The sequence below is a fragment of the Actinomyces sp. oral taxon 448 str. F0400 genome (genome assembly GCF_000220835.1).
Classification (GTDB): domain Bacteria; phylum Actinomycetota; class Actinomycetes; order Actinomycetales; family Actinomycetaceae; genus Actinomyces.
Map to the genome: position 1 here is coordinate 644,094 of NZ_GL985606.1, position 15,089 is coordinate 659,182.

Genomic DNA, 15,089 nt, shown 5'->3' on the forward strand with positions numbered 1-15,089 from the left:
GCCCCGTCGGGCCGGTGCGCGCCTGCAGATCCGCCCGGCGCGCCGGCCGCACTCCGCGTTCCGCACACCGGGTCCGACGGCTCCGCGCGCCGCGCAGCTCCTCGCGACGCGGCCGGTCGCCGGGCGTTCGCGCTCACCGGGCGCCGGTGTCGACCATCTCCTCCAGGCGCGCCGTCAGCGACCGGGTGAGGTCGAGCGCCTCCTCGGCGGGGGAGGGCCGGGACAGCCGCGCCGCCGTAGTGCAGGGCTCGTGGATCCCGCCGACGACGTCGCGCGACGCCCATGCGCGCAGCACCCGCATGACCCCCTCGTCGGCGCGGGAGATGTAACGCCGGTGGAAGACCTCGTCCGCAGCGGCCGTCTCGGCGGTGAGCAGACGCCGGTAGGCCGACGGCGTGCGTCCGAAGGTGCGGCGGAAGGCCGTGTTGAAGGCTTTGACGTCGGGGAAGCCGGCGTCGGCGGCGATGGCCGCGATGCGGCGATCGGTTTCGCCCAGGTCCCGGGTCGCCTGCCGCAACCGCACCCGGGCGAGGTACTCCGAGAAGGTCATGCCGACCTGCTGCGAGAAGACCTGGGACAGGTAGCCGGGGGAGAATCCGACGTGCCGGGCCAGCCGCTCCAGGGTGATGCGTTCGCGGAAGGAGGCGTCGATGTAGGCCACCGCTCGGCGCAGCGCCCGATGGTTCTCGATCGCCGCGGGCAGTTCGGGGGCGCCGGCGGCCGCGGGCTCGGGCGGGAAGTGGTCGAAGAGCGTGGCGACGACGTCGAGCAGGCGGGCCTCCCAGGAGGCGCTCGCTCCCGGGCCGGTGCGGTGGGCGGCGAGCATCATGCGAGCCAGCAGGGCGCGCAGGCGGACGAAGCCGGGCTCGCCGCGGGTGGCCGCGGCGGAGCGGCACTCGAAGCGGGGGATGGCGCCGTCGCCGGTGAAGGAGGCGAGGTAGTCGGCTTCGACGTGCAGGCACATGACGGCGGTGCCCGGCTGGGTGGCCAGCGTGGCGTGCCCGTCGTTGGCGTTGATGACGACGACGTCGCCCGGCGCGAGGAGGTCGACCTTCCCGGCGGCGCAGACGTCGACCTCCCCGGAGACGACGGCGAGCAGCTCCAGGGCCGTGTGCCAGTTGTAGTGGTAGGAGCCGATGGCGTAGACGTACTGGCTCGCGCGCAGGCCGCGGGCGGGGACGTCGTGGTCGTGGTGCAGCTGGTCCGCGCCGAGCCCCTTCGTCCCCATACGGCCATGGTAGGCGGCGGGCGGGGCCGGTATGGGCCGAACAGGGCCGGACGGCCCGAGCGGCCCGGTCTTCGGCGGGGGATGCGGGGCGGAGCCGCGGGCGGAGCGTGCGTCTCACGTGCCGCACGCCGACGACACGCGAGACGCGGTGCACGACATGCAGGTGTTGTGATCCCGCACACACATATGTCGGGCCGCGGGGAGCGGCGGAATCGTGCCGAAAGCACCCACCGATGGGATCGATGAGAGCCGTTGTAACCACAACATATTGTGGTCGGAAAAGGGTGATACACCTACATGATGTGTTGCATGGCTGTCGTTCGGTTGTACTGTCGGTCCTGGTGGTGCTGCTCCGGACGCCCCGTCCGGGACCGGAGCGGCAGCACCCGCCGTCGTGATGACGGCGGCCGCATCCGTTCAGCGAAGTACTGGAGACGCCCGTGTCAGACAGCAGTCAGATCCCCACCGCCGCGCACCTCGCCGCCGCGCACCCCGAGCTCGTCGCGCGGGGCTCCGCCGACTCCGCCGTCGCCCACGGCTCGCGGCCCACGGTCGACGCCGTCTCCACCATCACCGAGTACCTGGACCGCTCCGACTGGCGGGTCAACGCCAACGCCAATCAGGGCTACTCGCTGGGCGGGATGATTCTCAACACCTCGGGGAAGATCATCGCCAACTACTGGCTGAGCCAGATCTACTCCCAGGAGGCGGGCGACGCCCACCGAGCCGGCGACTTCCACATCCACGACCTCGACATGTTCGCCGGCTACTGCGCCGGATGGTCGCTCAAGAACCTCCTCCAGCAGGGCTTCAACGGGGTGCCCGGCAAGACCGCCTCCGCGCCGGCCAGGCACTTCTCCTCCGCCGTCGGGCAGATCGTCAACTTCCTGGGCACCCTGCAGAACGAATGGGCCGGCGCCCAGGCGTTCTCCTCCTTCGACACCTACATGGCGCCCTTCGTCCGCCTGGACTCGATGACCTACGACCAGGTTCTCCAGTGCATGCAGGAGCTCATCTTCAATCTCAACGTCCCCTCCCGGTGGGGCACCCAGACGCCGTTCACCAACCTCACCTTCGACTGGACCTGCCCGGCCGACCTCGCCGACGAGCACCCGCTCGTCGGCGACGAGCTGTGCGATTTCACCTACGGGGACCTGGCCGACGAGATGGCGATGATCAACCGCGCCTTCATGGAGGTCATGACCACCGGCGACGCCGAGGGGCGAGTCTTCACCTTCCCCATCCCCACGTACAACATCACCAAGGACTTCGACTGGGAGTCGGAGAACTGCGACCGCCTGTTCGCCATGACCGCGAAGTACGGGCTGCCCTACTTCCAGAACTTCATTAATTCCGAGCTGGATCCCGGCATGATCCGTTCCATGTGCTGCCGTCTCCAGCTCGACCTGCGCGAACTGCTCAAGCGCGGCAACGGCCTGTTCGGATCCGCCGAGCAGACCGGGAGCGTTGGCGTCGTCACCGTCAATATGGCGCGTCTGGGGTACCTGCACGCCGGCGACGAGGCCGGGCTCACCGCCGCCCTCGACCGGCTGCTCGCCATCGGGCGGGACAGTCTGGAGCTCAAGCGCACGGTTATTCAGCACCACATTGATGCCGGTCTCTTCCCCTTCACCAAGCGGTGGCTCGGCACGCTCGATAATCACTTCTCGACTCTCGGTGTCAACGGCATGAACGAGATGGTCCGCAACTTCACCCGTGACGAGTTCGATCTGACCGACCCGCGCGGCCACGCCATGTGCGTGCGGATCCTGGATCACGTGCGTGACAAGATGGTGGAGTTCCAGGAGGCCACCGGTCACCTCTACAACCTCGAGGCGACTCCGGCGGAGGGAACCACGTACCGTTTCGCCAAGGAGGACCGCAGGCGCTTCCCCGGTATCCTCCAGGCCGGCACCGAGTCCAATCCGTACTACACGAACTCTTCGCAGGTGCCCGTCGGCCACACCGACGACCCCTTCGAGGCCCAGGAGATGCAGGAGGAGCTCCAGACCAAGTACACCGGGGGCACTGTCCTCCACCTGTACATGAATGAGCGGATTTCCTCGGCCGCAGCCTGCAAGGAGCTCGTGCGGCGCAGTCTGACGGCATTCCGCACCCCCTACATCACCGTCACTCCGACCTTCTCGATCTGCCCCACTCACGGCTATCTGGTCGGGGAGCACCTGACCTGCGAGAAGTGCGCCGAGCTGCACCCGGACGCCGAGCCGGTCGAGTGCGAGGTATGGACTCGAGTCATGGGCTACTTCCGCCCCGTGAAGTCTTTCAACATCGGCAAGAAGGGCGAGTACATGGAGCGGCGGATGTTCACCGAGGACGCCGCCGGCGCCCACGGGGCCGCCACCTCCCGGCTGAGCGCCGTGAGCGCCTGAGGACTCGCAGCGGATGTCTATGACCGGTGATAATGCCGGGCCTGCTCGCGAAGCTGGCCGCAGAAGCGCCGGGGCGCCTGCCGCTTCCGCGGTGGGCGCCCCGGCGCCTCTGCGTAAAGGGGCAAGGGGATGCCCGGACTCCATTCCATATTGAGCTGAGGAGTTGTGGTGTGAATGACCGGCACCTACGCTGTAAACATGTCTACAGCGGTTCTGAGCGTTCGGCTGCCCGAGGAGCTCAAGCGCCGGCTCGATGACCTGGGGAGTCGGACCGGTCGTCCGGCGACGTTCTATGTGCGCGAGGCCGTTGAGTCCTCCATCGATGACCTGGAGTACGCGTACGCGCTGAAGGCGGACGCGGAGGCGGTGCGGCGCGGTGAGATCAAGACGCGCCGTCTTGATGAGATCGCGGCGGCCCTCGGCCTCGATGCCTGAGGCTGAGGAGGCGGGAACCCGGTCGACTGGTCCTGCTGATGCCCTGGTCATCGCCGGGCTGGTCCCGATGAGCACCGTCGACTGGCCCGACCATCTCACCGCGACGGTCTTCCTGCAGGGCTGTCCGTGGAACTGCTTCTACTGCCACAATCAGGCGCTCATTCCCACGCGCACGCCCGGGGTGATCGCCTGGGGTCGGGTGCGCGCCCTGTTGGAGCGGCGCCGCGGGCTACTCGACGGCGTCGTCTTCACCGGTGGCGAGGCGCTGCGCCAGGATGCGCTCGCCGACGCCGCTCGCGAGGTCGCCGAGGCGGGATTCCGCGTGGGGCTCCACACCGCCGGCGCGTATCCGCGGCGCCTGCGCGACCTGCTCGACTCCGGGCTCATCTCCTGGGTGGGGCTCGATGTCAAGGCTCTGCCCGAGCACTACGGGGCCGTGGTCGGCCGTCCCTCCGGCGGTGCGAAGGCCTGGGAGAGTCTGCAGGTGCTGCTGGAGGCGGAGGTCCCGTTCGAGGTGCGCACAACGGTCGTGCCCGGGGACATGACCGCCGCCGACGCCGTCGAGGTCGCTCGAAGAGTGCACGAGGCGGGGGCGCGGGTCTACGCCCTCCAGCAGGCGCGGTCCGAGGGCACGAGCGGCGATTTCGCGGTGACGGTCCCGGGCTGGGACGCCGAGTGCGAGCGCATGGCCGGCGAGATCCGGTCCCTGGGCTGGGAGAGATTCACGTACCGGCCGGCGTGAGGACGGCCGGGCGTCGAACAGTAGTGCGGCGCGGACGGGGCCCCGCGACTCATCGTGGACGCTCGGGCGTGCGGCGGGCTCCTCTTCCGGGGGCGCCGTTCCCACCCGCGCTGCCCGTCTGGCCGACGCCGCCCGACTCGTCAGCCGCACGTCAGGAAGACCGCTCTTACCGCGGCGACCCTGGACGCCAGCGGCCCGGGCGCGATGTTCCTCGAGGAGATCGGCGGCAGCGTCGCGATGAGGAACACGAGCTCGGTGTACGCTCTGGCCGCCGCTCGCCGGTTCGCGCCCGGGTCCCGCCACGTGGCCGCGACGACGTCGTAGCCCAGGGTGGAGACTTCCCGTTGGACGCCCCGCCATGGCCCGAGGGCGGCGGGGTCGTCGGGCCGGGCGGAGGACAGCACCGCTCCGGCCCGCCCCAGCTCGAACACGAGGTGGCGGCGATGCTCCCTCACCAGGGAGGTCAGCGGATGCCGCTCGACTCGGCCGGCCGCCCCGAGCAGCCCGACCGGTCGCCATCGGCGGTCGCGACCCGCTCCTACCGCCTCCCCGGTGCGCACAGTGGTGTCTTCCAGCCCGTCGGCGAGATCCGCCAGCACCGTGACGATCGAATCGAGAGTGAGTCGATACTGCCTGCGCACGAGCAGCACCGGCGCCCTGCGCCCCATGGACCAGGTCACGAGTACCGCCGCCCCCGCACCGATGGCGGTCTCCAGCACGCGGTCGCGCATGAGAACCGCGATCTGCGCAGAGGAGGCCGTGGGGGTGAGCATGAGCGCGAAGACGGTGACGAAGACGACCGCGACGGCGTAGTTCCGCGTCACGATGCTCTCCAGCCCGTAGACCGCGGCGATGACCAGGCACAGACGGAGCCAGACCGGCGGCTCCAGCGCGATGATCCCCATGTAGACGAGCGTGCCCAGGGCCGTGCCCACGACGCGGTGAGCGGCCCGGACCGTCAGGTCCGCGCGCGAGGCCCCCATGTGCAGGACGATGAGCGAGGACAGGATCGCCCAGTAGGGGTGACCCACCGGCGACAGGAGAGCGGCCGAGGAGGCCAGGAGCACCGCCGTCGCCGCCCGTCCCGCCACCAGGCGCGGGCGGGAGCCGCGCTGGGCCGCGGTGCGCAGCAGGTAGCGAGCGCTGGGCAGCCCCATGGGCACCAGGTCGAAGTTCTTCGTGATGTCGAGGTGATCGCCGGGGAAGGACTGGTCGTGCAGGGTCGACACCAGTCGCAGGTGGGCCCTGCGCAGCCTCTCCTCCAGGTCCCGCCCCTGGGCGCTCAGCGGCACGGTGCCCGGGGTGCGGCCGGTGCGCAGGACGTGCCAGGCGTCATCGACGTCGATCCAGGCCCGCGAGCGCGCGATGGCGCGCTGGCCGATCGCGGGGTCCCCGGCGGCAGCGGTCCCGGCGGCCTCGCCGCCGCCACCGGCGGGCTCGGGCGGGTCGCAGTAGGTGTCGACCGCCCGCTCGGCCACCTCCACGCTCTCGCGCTCGGGCGCGTGCGGGTCCAGGGCGAGCAGCAGCAGGGACGCCGTCGCCCCCAATGCCCAGGCCAGGGCGGTGATCGGGACGAGGGTCGGGATCGTCCAGCCCTGGGAGCCCATGTAGGTGCCGAAGGCTCCTGCGAAGACTGTGTTGATCGGCCCGGGCGGCCCGGCCTGGAGCGCGTGCCAGGCCCACACGACCGTCAGCGTCATCACCGTCATGACCGGGGGGATGAGGGCGGGATGCGGGGCGGTGAGGATGCCGATGCCTTGGCAGGTCAGGGTCGTGGCCCCGACGGTCAGCAGCATGCGCGCGCGACGGCGCAGCGGCGCCTCGCGCCCGGCGTTGGCCGCCATCGCCCCCAGCAGGCCCAGTGAGCCGCGCGCGGGTCCCAGGATGAGGACGGTTCCGATCAGGCCGAGGGCGACGGCGGCCACCCACCTCAGTGCCCGGCGGGCGCGCCCGGGGGCGGGCTGGAAGGTGATGAGGCTGCGGCCCAGCCTGCGCAGGCCGAGGCGCCACGTGTGCATGCCCTCAGAATAGGGTTTCCGGCCGACTCCGCTGCGAGTGGTGCGCCTCGCTTCACGAGGCCGATGTCATCGACGTCGGTGTCGACCCGGGGAGTCGGCGTTCTCCGCCCGGGCGGGGAGGGAGGCGCGACCGTCTCGCTCCGCCTCACTCCCTCACTCCACCTTGTAGGCCTCCTCGAAGGTCAGCCGCGGGTTGCGCTTCTGGAAGGCGTCGGCGCTCGGCCGCCCCACGTTGATGACCAGGAGGATCTCCACGTCCTGCTCGGGGAAGAAGGCGCGCGCGAGCGCCTGGGCGTCGTCGCCGTTCATGGGCCCGGCGGCCATCCCGATGGCGCGGATGGCCATGATGAGGAAGCCGACCTGGACCAGGGCGCTCGTGCGCGCCCATCGTTCCCGCATCTGCTCGCCGCCGGATTCCAGGAGGTCCCGGTAGCGCTCGCCGCGCGGGTGGAGCCGGGGCAGGGCGTCGGCGAAGGCGCGGTCGGCGGCGCATACGAGCGTCAGCGGCGCGCCGGCCGCCTGCTCGCGGTTGCCCCGGGGCAGGCAGTCCAGCAGGCGCTCGCGGGCCGGCTCGGAGCGCACGGCGACCACCCGCAGCGGCTGGGCGTTGACCGCCGTGGGCGCCCACTGGGCCAGCTCGTAGATGGCGTGCAGGTCGGCGTCGGTCACGCTCTCGTCGGTGAAGGCGTAGGCGGTGCGGGCCCCGCCGAAGAGCAGGTCCGCGTCTCCGGGTGCGAGCACGCACTCCTCGGGAACGGGAGAGGGGACGACGGGGTGCTGGATGCGCTCGGTCATGCCCTGATCCTGCCACGGGCTTCGATGCCGGGCACGCCCGCCGTTCCGTCATCGCTCGCGGTTGCCGGCGGAGAACCGGCGCCGGCCCGCTCGGTTCGAGCGGGGGAATGCGGCAGCGGGGAGGCCCTATCGCCGTGATGCTCTTGCGCGCATGGTGGGCGACCCTCTACGCTGAACATGTTCACTAAACATGTTCAGTGAAAGGGTTGTCGTGCCGACACGGTCCGAGCTGCGTGAAGCGACTCGTCTGCGCGTGCTGGACAGCGCCCGCCGGCTCTTCGAGGCCCGAGGCTTCAACGCCACCACCGTGCGGGCCATCGCCGCCGACGCCGGCGTGAGCGCGGGCACCGTCATGACGGTGGGGGACAAGCGCACCCTGCTCGTGAAGGTCTTCGACGAGGCCATTGGGGCCGTCCACGCTTCTCGCGCCTTCCGTGCTCCGGACGGTGAGTCGGCGACCCGGGATGCGGCGGCGGTCGAACCGGTCGAGTCTGCGACGCCGGACGGATCTGCGGCCGGCCCGGTGCCGCCCGAGACGCTCGCCGCGCAGGTGACCGATCTGCTTGAGCCCTTCATCTCCCTATTCGCTGCGCATCCCGACCTGTCGCGCGCCTACGCCGCCGCTCTCATCTCCGGTGCCCACGCTTCGGAGGTCTTCGGCGGACTTCGCACTCTCCTCATCGCTGAGATCGCCTCCGTGCTCTCCCGGGCGGCGGGCGGTGACGCCGGGAGTCGGGTCGATGCCGATGCTCTGGCGGCCAGCATCCACCTGCTCTACATCGGGGCCGTCTTCGAGTGGGCCACGGGTACCGAGCTCGACGCCGGCGCCCTCGCCTCCCGGATCCGGGAGGCGCTCCCGCCTCTCATGCCCGCGCTCCAGAAGGACCGATCATGATTCTGCAGCCCTGCGCGCCCTGGCTCGTCCTGACCCTCGCCGTCGTCCTACTGGGCGACGCCCTCCTCATGCTCCGCCCTCCCGCCTTCATCGTCACCTGCCTCACGGGGGTCGGCTTCCCCCGCGAATGGTGGTGGGCCCTCATCGTCATCAAGATCCTGGCCGCCGCGGGCCTGGTGGTCGGCCTGCGGGTCCCGGGCGTCGCCGCGGCCGCCGTCATCGGCGTCGTGTGCTACTTCCTGTGCGCCGTTGCCGCTCACGTGCGCTCGAAGTTCACGGGGCTGGCCCCCGCCTGGCTGTCGTGCTTGACGTGCCTGTCCCTGGCCGTCGTCACCGGCGTCGCCTCCTTTCTGCTGTAGACGCCCCGCGCTCGGGCCGGGTCCGTGCGGCCTCGTGCAGCTCGCGCGCCAGGTCGACGACGTCGAGGACCACCCGGGCGGGGGAGAGCGGCAGGACCGCCCCCAGTGGTGCCCGCGCGTCGTCGCCGAGTCGCAGGCGCGCCAGGCCCGACTCGAGCGCCTGGGCGGCGTCGAGCGGGACGATGCTGACAGCGCGGCCCTGCGTCAGCAGGTAACGGCGCGCCCCCGAGAGCCGGTCCGCTCCGATGAGCAGCAGAGGCGACAGGCCGCGCGTGCGGCACAGGGAGACCAGCGAATCGAAGTACTCCGGGTGGTTGTCCCGCGGCCACAGCAGCAGCGGGATCGGGGCGAGCGCGCTGAGATCATCGGGGGAGGGGACACCGGACAGGACGTCGTCGCGCCCGATGAGGACGAGCTCGTCGGAGCCGAGCACGTCGGTGCGCGTCAAGCGGGTGTGCCGGGGGTGGTGGCACAGCCCCAGGTCCGCCTCCCCCTGGTCGACGAGCGTTTCGACGCCGCCGGTCTCGACCTCCTTGACCGTCACGTCCAGCTGGGACATCGACCGCTCGATCTCCTGGAGCAGCTCGGGCAGGAGCCGGTTGGAGACACTCGGGGTGCAGGCGACGCGCACGGTTATCGTCTGCCGTCGCTGAGGAGTGCGCGCCGTGAGCTCGAGCTCGGCGACTTCCGACAGGACCCGCCTGGCCCGGGGCAGGAGTCGCAGCCCCTCCTCGGACAGGCGGGTGTTGCGGCCCGACCGGGTGACCAGCTCATGGCGCAGGGTGCGCTCCAGGGTCTGGATCTCCTTGCTCACCGTCGGCTGGGAACGGCCCAGCAGCTCGGCGGCCGCGGTGAAGCCGCCGGCGTCGGCGACCGCGGCGAGGGCCTCGAGCTGGCGGAGGGTCACATGGCTGGTGGTGCAACTCGACATAGTAAAAGTCTATGTTGGAATTCCAATCTTGATATTGTTTTCGAATATAGGGCTCGCTACCGTGTTTCCAGTAGCCGACCACGAAGGAGTGCCGCCATGACAGCCGCAACCACGAGCCCCATCCGCGTCAGCGCGCCGGTGCGCGCCGCGCTGGACGAGGGCCGTCCCGTCGTCGCCCTGGAGTCGACGATCTTCACCCACGGGCTGCCTCGGCCCCGCAACCTCGAGGTCGCCCTCGAAGGGGAGGAGATCGCCAGGAGTCACGGGGCCGTCCCCGCCACCATCGGCGTCTTCCGCGGCGAACCGGTCGTCGGCCTGTCGAAGGCCGAGATCGAGGAGCTCTCGGGATCCGAGGGCCTGCTCAAGGCCTCGGTCAGGGAACTCGCCTACGCCCGCGTCCACGACCTGAGCGCCGGCACCACCATCGCGGCCACGTCCTTCCTGGCCTCCCGCGTGGGCATCGACGTCTTCGCCACCGGCGGACTGGGCGGGGTCCACCACGGCGCTGCGACCACCTTCGACGAGTCCGCCGACCTCGTCGCCCTGTCGCGGACCTCCTTCATCCTGGTCTCCTCGGGCGCCAAGGCCATTCTCGACATCAGGGCGACCCTGGAGCGCTTCGAGACCCTCTCCGTGCCGGTCGTCGGCTACCGGACCACGGCGTACCCCGGCTTCTACGTGGCCGACTCCGGCTTCACCCTCAACCAGCGGGTGGACACCCCCGAGCAGGCCGCGCAGATGCTCCGCACCCAACGCGCTCTGGGAGTCCCCGCCGGCATCAACCTGGCCAACCCCGTGCCCGTCGACGAGCAGCTCAACGCTGAGGACTTCGACGAGATCCTTCAACGCGCATGGGCTCAAGCCGACAGCGACGGCGTCACCGGCCAGGCCATCACCCCCTACCTCCTGGACTACCTGCGCGTGGCCACCGGCGACCGCAGCCTGGACGCGAATGTCGCCCTCTACCGCAACAACATCGCGCTCGCCTCCCATGTGGCCCGCGCTCTGACCGATGGAGGCGAGTGATGCTCGCGGTCATCGGCGACATTGTCCAGGACATCGTCGTGTGGCAGCGCGAGAAGGTGCGTCCCGCCACCGACACCGCCTCCGACATCTTCATCCAGCGCGGCGGCTCGGCCGCTAACGTCGCGGCGTTCGCCGGCCCCCGCACGCCGACCCGCTTCATCGGCTGCGTGGGCGACGACCTGGCCGGGCTCGTCCTGACCAGGGAGCTGGAGAGCCACGGCGTTGAGGTCAAGAATCAGGTCCGCGGCGCCGACGGCGCGACCGGAACGATCGTCCTCCAGATCGATCTCGACGGCGAGCGGAGCATGTTCCCCTCGCGCGGGGCCAGCGCCATGCTCACGACGATCGATCCGGCCTGGGTCGCCGGCGTCGACCTCCTGCACCTGACGGCCTACTCCTTCGAGACTCCGGGACCGCGCGACGCCGTCATCGAGGCGGCCGCCCGAGTGCACGCCCACGGCGGGCGGGTGTGCCTGGACGTCTCCAGCGTCTTCACCATCGAGTCCCTGGGGGAGGAGCTCTTCTGCGACACGATGCTGGCCATCGCCCCCGATTACCTGTCGGCCAACGCCGATGAGACCGTTCGGCTCGCTCTGGCGGACGGCGAGCGGCCCGGGCCGGCGCTCGCCCGCATGCCGCAGACGATGCTGCTGGCCCGCCACGGTGCCGAGGCGACCCACGTCCTGACCGGCGACGGCCTCGTGTGCACCGTGCCCGTCGAGCCGGCCGAGGAGATCAAGGATCTCACCGGTGCGGGAGACGCCTTCAATGCCGGGTTCCTCGCGAGCCTCGTCAATGACGGGCCGGACCCCGAGCGCAACGTCCGAGCCGCGCACGCCCTGTCGAGGCGCGTCCTGGCCAGTCCCGGCGCCACCGAGCCCGACGACTGACGGCGGCGCCGCGACCGCGGCGCCGCCGTCGACGGCCCGCCGCTCGTCACTAGTCCCCAACCACCCCGATACCGACAAAGGACACACGCATGGTCACTTCAATGAGGAAGTCGTCCAGCACCGCTGGCCTGATTCTCGCCCTCCTCTTCGCGATCTTCGCCTTCCAACTCAACGCGTCGATGCTCTCCCCGGTGCTGGCCACCATGGAGCAGGAGCTCGGCACCACCACCGCCCGGATCGGACTGACCCAGACCGCCTTCTTCACCGCCGCCGCGCTGTTCTCCCTCATTCTGCCGCGCTGGGGGGACCTGGTCGGCCGTCGCAAGATCATGGTCGCCATGGTCGCAGTGACCGCGGTCGGCTCGATCATCGCGGCGCTGAGCGTCAACGTCGGCATGCTCTTCGTCGCCCGCGTCGTTCAGGGCGTCTCCGGCCCCATCGTCCCCATGGCCCTCATCATGCTGCGGGCCCAGATGAACGACGATAAGAAGTACGCCCTGTGGATGGCGGTTCTCGCCTCCGTTAACGGCGGAATCGCCGGCGTCGACGCCCTGGCGGGCGGCTGGCTCGCCTCGGCCTTCGGCTTCCGCTCGGTCTTCTGGGCCATGGCCGCCGTCGCCGTCCTCGCCGTCGTCTTCGTGCTCATGGGCACCGAGGACACCCGCGGAGCCCAGAAGCTGCCCATGGACTGGCCGGGCTCGGCGGCGCTCGTCGTCTCCCTGGGCACCGTGCTCACCGCCTTCAACCAGCTCGGCAAGCTCGGTGAGGCCGACTTCGTTCTCATCGCGGTGCTGCTGGTGATCGGAGCCGTGGCGTTCGCGGCCTTCTGGCGGATCGAGTCCACCTCGTCGGCCCCGCTGGTGGCGACCCACTACCTCAAGCAGCGCCGCACCTGGGGTCTCCTGGCCACCACGACCCTGACCATGACCGGCGTGTTCGCCATTATGAACGGCCTGATCCCCAACCTCGCCCAGTCGCAGACCTTCGCCGGCCTCGACGCCGGCACGGTCTCCTGGGTCACGCTCACCCCCTACGCTCTGGCCGGACTGGTCTTCGGGCCGGTCGCGGGTCGCCTGGCCGCCCGGTACGGCTACGTGACGGTGCTGCGCGGCGGCATGATCGTGACGGTCGGCGGGATCGTCTTCTCCCTGCTCGTCGTCTCCGTGCCGACGGCGGTCACCCTCCTGATCGTGTCGGTGTGGCTCGGCATCGCCTACGCGGGCGTCGTCAACATCATGCTCAACGGGCTGGGTGTCGTCCTCAGTCCGAAGGACAACGCCGGCTACCTGCCGGGAATGAACTCCGGCGCCTTCAACATTGGGGCCGGCCTGAGCTACGCGCTGCTGTTCGCCGTCAACACCGCGCTGGCGTCGGGCCACGGCGAGGCCGCCGGTTACCGCGGCGGGCTCGTGACCGCCATCGTCGTCGTCGCCCTGGCCCTGGCGGCATCCTTCCTCATCCCCTCCCCCGCATCGGTCAACAAGGCCGAACCCGCAGCGAAAGACTGACATCATGCTGACCATGAGCACCAGCACCACGACCAGCACAACCGCAGCGACCGGCCGGGTCGACGCCTCCCGAGCCCGTCTGCGTCCGATCATCCTGGACTGCGACCCCGGGCACGACGACGCCGCCGCGATCATCCTCGCCCTGGGCAACCCCGCCATCGACCTGCTCGGCGTGACCACCGTGGGAGGCAACCAGACGGTGGAGAAGATCACCCGCAACGCCCGCAGCGTCCTGCGCCTGTGCAACCGCGAGGACGTTCCCGTCCATCAGGGTGCTTCCCGGCCGCTGTTGCACGACGTCGAGGTCGCCGCGCAGATCCACGGCGAGTCCGGCCTCGACGGCGTCGAGCTGCCCGATCCCACCGTCCCGGTCGCCCCCGGCCACGCCGTGTCCTTCATCATCGACACCGTCATGGCCGCCGCACCCGGCGAGATCACCCTCGTGGCGACCGGTCCGTTGACCAACATCGCTCTGGCGGCGCGCATCGAGCCGCGGATCGTCGGGAGGATCGCCGAGCTGGTCGTCATGGGCGGCGGTTTCCACGAAGCCAACTGGACGCCGGCGGCCGAGTTCAACATCTGGGTCGACCCGGAGGCCGCTCGCATCGTCTTCGAGGAGTCCTGGCCGATCACCATGGTGGGTCTCGACCTGACCCACCAGGCCCTGGCGACGGCGGAGGCGGAGGAGGGCATCAGGCGAATCGGGTCGGAGCTCTCGGAGGCGTTCCTCGGCCTCATGGCCTTCTTCCGCAGGGCCTACAAGGAGAATCAGGACTTCGATGACCCGCCGGTGCACGACCCGTGCACCATCGCCTACCTCATCGACCCCGCGATCGTGCGCACGCGCCGCGCCCCCGTCCGTATCGAGACGCACGGTCAGTACACGACCGGGGCCACGGTGGTGGATCTGCGCGGTCAGGCTCCCGAGAACGTGCACACCCAGGTGGCCACCGAGCTCGACCACGCCGGTTTCTGGCGGCTGATGACCGAGGCCATCGCGGCATTGAGCTGAGTGCTCCCAGGGGCGGTTGCGCGACGCCGGCCCGGCCGGCGCCGCACAACCGCGCCTCGGCTCGTCGCCGCCTACGAGGGCCGTCGACGAGTCGGGGCTGGTTCGACCGGGGCGGAGGGCGAACATCGCCGCGCCAGAGTGACGCGCTGGCCCGCCGCCCGCCGACCCGGCAGACTGACACCGCAGCGCCGCGGGCGCCTCCGCGGCACCCCGTCGACAAGGAGAGCCCTCATGAGCACCTGGTCCTTCGAGAACCAGATGAATGCGATCCAGACTGTCGCCACCCACTTGAGCGAGTGGATGCAGCAGACCGGCGTGCAGGAGACCGTGATGGATATCGATGCCCTGGGTGAGCGCGTCCTGTTCCGCACTCGAGCCTTCTATCAGGGACGCTGGATCGACGATGAGGTACCCGACCTCATCGTGCGCGAAGCCACCGATGCGCGCGCGGCCATGGCCCAACTCGGAGGCGGCGCCTGGACCAAGGGCCACTTCGCCATGAAGGCAGACGACTACCGTCTGACCACCGACTTCGACTACGACTCCGCGCCCACTCTCGACCCGCCCTACACGCTCGCCGATTGCGCCACCGAGCTGCGTCTGTACCCGCGCCGCCCCGAGACGACGCCCGACTGGCTGCACGCCTGACCGCGGAGAGGCGACGGCCGCGGCGATGTCGGCGGGCGTGCGCTGTCCGCCCGCGCCGGGGCGCACGACGTCGGCCTCCGGCCGCAGGAGGACCACCGCGCCAGGCCGGTGCACGGATGAGAGCGGGCTGACGTCCACCGGTGCGGATGGGACCGCCCGCGCCAGACCGGTGCACGGAGCCTCGCCCGCGGCCGGCCCGCGTAACGACACCA

General features: G+C 70.5%; 14 protein-coding genes. 10 read left to right on the top strand and 4 right to left on the bottom strand.

All coding sequences use genetic code 11. The features are described from left to right. Positions 1–133 precede the first annotated feature (133 nt). Complete coding sequence (locus tag HMPREF9062_RS13445) at positions 134–1,228, bottom strand: AraC family transcriptional regulator (protein ID WP_009748492.1); 1,095 nt, start codon at positions 1,226–1,228, stop codon at positions 134–136. A 440-nt stretch (positions 1,229–1,668) separates the two neighbouring features. Between HMPREF9062_RS13445 and HMPREF9062_RS02720 the strand changes: the two genes are divergently transcribed. The 3 genes from HMPREF9062_RS02720 to HMPREF9062_RS02730 all read left to right on the top strand — a co-directional run bounded on the left by HMPREF9062_RS02720 (position 1,669) and on the right by HMPREF9062_RS02730 (position 4,795). After that, entirely contained in the window at positions 1,669–3,618 is a 1,950-nt protein-coding gene (locus HMPREF9062_RS02720; protein ID WP_009748494.1) for a ribonucleoside triphosphate reductase, read from the top strand. A gap of 198 nt (positions 3,619–3,816) precedes the next feature. Next, positions 3,817–4,053: a type II toxin-antitoxin system RelB family antitoxin gene (gene relB, locus HMPREF9062_RS02725; protein ID WP_034254585.1), complete on the top strand. Its 237-nt coding sequence runs from the start codon at positions 3,817–3,819 to the stop codon at positions 4,051–4,053. Beyond that, a complete protein-coding gene (locus HMPREF9062_RS02730) occupies positions 4,046–4,795 on the top strand; it encodes an anaerobic ribonucleoside-triphosphate reductase activating protein (protein ID WP_009748496.1) in 750 nt (249 codons plus the stop codon). Before relB ends, HMPREF9062_RS02730 begins: the two co-directional genes overlap by 8 nt. A gap of 140 nt (positions 4,796–4,935) precedes the next feature. Here HMPREF9062_RS02730 and HMPREF9062_RS02735 read toward each other — a convergent pair whose 3' ends face one another. Together HMPREF9062_RS02735 and HMPREF9062_RS02740 are read right to left on the bottom strand one after the other, a co-directional pair. Then, positions 4,936–6,813: an FUSC family protein gene (locus tag HMPREF9062_RS02735; RefSeq protein ID WP_009748497.1), complete on the bottom strand. Its 1,878-nt coding sequence runs from the start codon at positions 6,811–6,813 to the stop codon at positions 4,936–4,938. A gap of 153 nt (positions 6,814–6,966) precedes the next feature. After that, positions 6,967–7,608 (bottom strand): malonic semialdehyde reductase, encoded by a 642-nt coding sequence (locus tag HMPREF9062_RS02740; RefSeq protein ID WP_009748498.1) that lies wholly within the window; start codon positions 7,606–7,608, stop codon positions 6,967–6,969. Positions 7,609–7,819: 211 nt separating this feature from the next. Between HMPREF9062_RS02740 and HMPREF9062_RS02745 the strand changes: the two genes are divergently transcribed. Both HMPREF9062_RS02745 and HMPREF9062_RS02750 read left to right on the top strand, forming a co-directional pair. Next, positions 7,820–8,503 (top strand): TetR/AcrR family transcriptional regulator, encoded by a 684-nt coding sequence (locus HMPREF9062_RS02745; protein ID WP_050795245.1) that lies wholly within the window; start codon positions 7,820–7,822, stop codon positions 8,501–8,503. Next, on the top strand, positions 8,500–8,862 hold the full coding sequence (locus tag HMPREF9062_RS02750) for a DoxX family protein (RefSeq protein WP_009748500.1): 363 nt from the start codon (positions 8,500–8,502) through the stop codon (positions 8,860–8,862). The genes HMPREF9062_RS02745 and HMPREF9062_RS02750 overlap by 4 nt, the downstream gene beginning before the upstream one ends. Here the strand turns inward: HMPREF9062_RS02750 and HMPREF9062_RS02755 are convergent. Next, positions 8,834–9,793, bottom strand: a complete 960-nt coding sequence (locus HMPREF9062_RS02755; RefSeq protein ID WP_083820008.1) for a LysR family transcriptional regulator — start codon at positions 9,791–9,793, stop codon at positions 8,834–8,836. The genes HMPREF9062_RS02750 and HMPREF9062_RS02755 overlap by 29 nt on opposite strands. 96 nt (positions 9,794–9,889) lie before the next feature. On the opposite strand from HMPREF9062_RS02755, the gene HMPREF9062_RS02760 reads away from it, so the two are divergent. From HMPREF9062_RS02760 to HMPREF9062_RS02780, 5 genes are all read left to right on the top strand, one after another. Further along, the gene (locus HMPREF9062_RS02760) at positions 9,890–10,819 is read left to right on the top strand and encodes a pseudouridine-5'-phosphate glycosidase (protein WP_009748502.1); all 930 of its coding nucleotides are present in this window, start codon (positions 9,890–9,892) and stop codon (positions 10,817–10,819) included. After that, positions 10,819–11,709: a carbohydrate kinase family protein gene (locus HMPREF9062_RS02765; protein WP_009748503.1), complete on the top strand. Its 891-nt coding sequence runs from the start codon at positions 10,819–10,821 to the stop codon at positions 11,707–11,709. The genes HMPREF9062_RS02760 and HMPREF9062_RS02765 overlap by 1 nt, the downstream gene beginning before the upstream one ends. A gap of 101 nt (positions 11,710–11,810) precedes the next feature. Further along, a complete protein-coding gene (gene uriT / locus HMPREF9062_RS02770) occupies positions 11,811–13,217 on the top strand; it encodes a uridine transporter UriT (protein WP_034254590.1) in 1,407 nt (468 codons plus the stop codon). Positions 13,218–13,230: 13 nt separating this feature from the next. Further along, positions 13,231–14,229, top strand: coding sequence for a uridine-preferring nucleoside hydrolase UriH (gene uriH / locus HMPREF9062_RS02775; protein WP_156789942.1), 999 nt, complete (start codon positions 13,231–13,233; stop codon positions 14,227–14,229). Positions 14,230–14,460: 231 nt separating this feature from the next. Then, positions 14,461–14,877: a hypothetical protein gene (locus HMPREF9062_RS02780; protein ID WP_009748506.1), complete on the top strand. Its 417-nt coding sequence runs from the start codon at positions 14,461–14,463 to the stop codon at positions 14,875–14,877. Positions 14,878–15,089 lie beyond the last annotated feature (212 nt).